Here is a 1799-nt window from a genome sequence, read left to right on the forward strand (position 1 = left end):
TGGCGCTAAGAAGCTTAACTTCTGTGTTCGACATGGGAACAGGTGTATCCTTCTTGCTATCGCCACCACACTCTTTTTTTGAGAAAACTTATTCTCTCAAAACTAGCTAATATTTATCATTGATTTTTAAGCCGTACACCGTTTCACACCACTTTGTGGTTAAGTCCTCGACCGATTAGTATTGGTCCGCTCCATACATCACTGTACTTCCACTTCCAACCTATCTACCTGATAATCTTTCAGGGGTCTTACTTCCATAAAGGAATGGGAAATCTAATCTCGAGGTGAGCTTCACACTTAGATGCTTTCAGCGTTTATCTCATCCATACATAGCTACCCAGCGATGCCCTTGGCAGAACAACTGGTACACCAGAGGTATGTCCATCCCGGTCCTCTCGTACTAAGGACAGCTCCTCTCAAATTTCCTACGCCCGCGACGGATAGGGACCGAACTGTCTCACGACGTTCTGAACCCAGCTCGCGTACCGCTTTAATGGGCGAACAGCCCAACCCTTGGGACCGACTACAGCCCCAGGATGCGATGAGCCGACATCGAGGTGCCAAACCTCCCCGTCGATGTGGACTCTTGGGGGAGATAAGCCTGTTATCCCCAGGGTAGCTTTTATCCGTTGAGCGATGGCCCTTCCATACGGAACCACCGGATCACTAAGCCCGACTTTCGTCCCTGCTCGACCTGTAAGTCTCGCAGTCAAGCTCCCTTGTGCCTTTACACTCTGCGAATGATTTCCAACCATTCTGAGGGAACCTTTGGGCGCCTCCGTTACCTTTTAGGAGGCGACCGCCCCAGTCAAACTGCCCACCTGACACTGTCTCCCACCACGATTAGTGGCGAGGGTTAGAGTGTTCATACAACGAGGGTAGTATCCCACCAATGCCTCCTCCGAAACTAGCGTTCCGGTCTCTACGGCTCCTACCTATCCTGTACAAGTTATACAAACACTCAATATCAAGCTACAGTAAAGCTCCATGGGGTCTTTCCGTCCTGTCGCGGGTAACCCGCATCTTCACGGGTATTATAATTTCACCGAGTCTCTCGTTGAGACAGTGCCCAAATCGTTACGCCTTTCGTGCGGGTCGGAACTTACCCGACAAGGAATTTCGCTACCTTAGGACCGTTATAGTTACGGCCGCCGTTTACTGGGGCTTCAATTCTGGGCTTCGCCGAAGCTAACTCATCCTCTTAACCTTCCAGCACCGGGCAGGCGTCAGCCCCTATACGTCATCTTACGATTTTGCAGAAACCTGTGTTTTTGATAAACAGTCGTTTGGGCCTATTCACTGCGGCTGACCTTTCGGTCAGCACCCCTTCTCCCGAAGTTACGGGGTCATTTTGCCGAGTTCCTTAACGAGAGTTCTCTCGCACACCTTAGGATACTCTCCTCGACTACCTGTGTCGGTTTGCGGTACGGGTAGTTATATTCTAACTAGAAGCTTTTCTTGGCAGTGTGACATCAGTTACTTCGCTACTTAATTTCGCTCCCCATCACAACTTGTCCTTAAAGTTAAGCATTTAACTCAACTTCAGACTTATTGCTTGGACGCACATATCCATCAGTGCGCTTCCTTAGCCTGCTGCGTCCCTCCATCGTTCAAACAAATATAACTAGTACAGGAATCTCAACCTGTTATCCATCGTCTACGCCTCTCGGCCTCGACTTAGGTCCCGACTAACCCTGGGAGGACGAGCCTTCCCCAGGAAACCTTAGTCATTCGGTGGACAGGATTCTCACCTGTCTTTCGCTACTCATACCGGCATTCTCACTTCTAAGCGCTCCACC

General features: G+C 50.0%; 2 rRNA genes (1 of these 2 running past the window's edge). Both read right to left on the minus strand.

The window, feature by feature from the left end:
* A 5S ribosomal RNA gene (gene rrf, locus AC1RPG_RS07665) occupies positions 1–70 on the minus strand; the annotation flags it as partial.
* Positions 71–155: 85 nt separating this feature from the next.
* Positions 156–1799: ribosomal RNA gene (locus AC1RPG_RS07670) — 23S ribosomal RNA — on the minus strand (it continues 1375 nt past the right edge of the window).

The sequence above is a fragment of the Dellaglioa sp. CoH-57-MRSF-18 genome, from assembly GCF_056781995.1.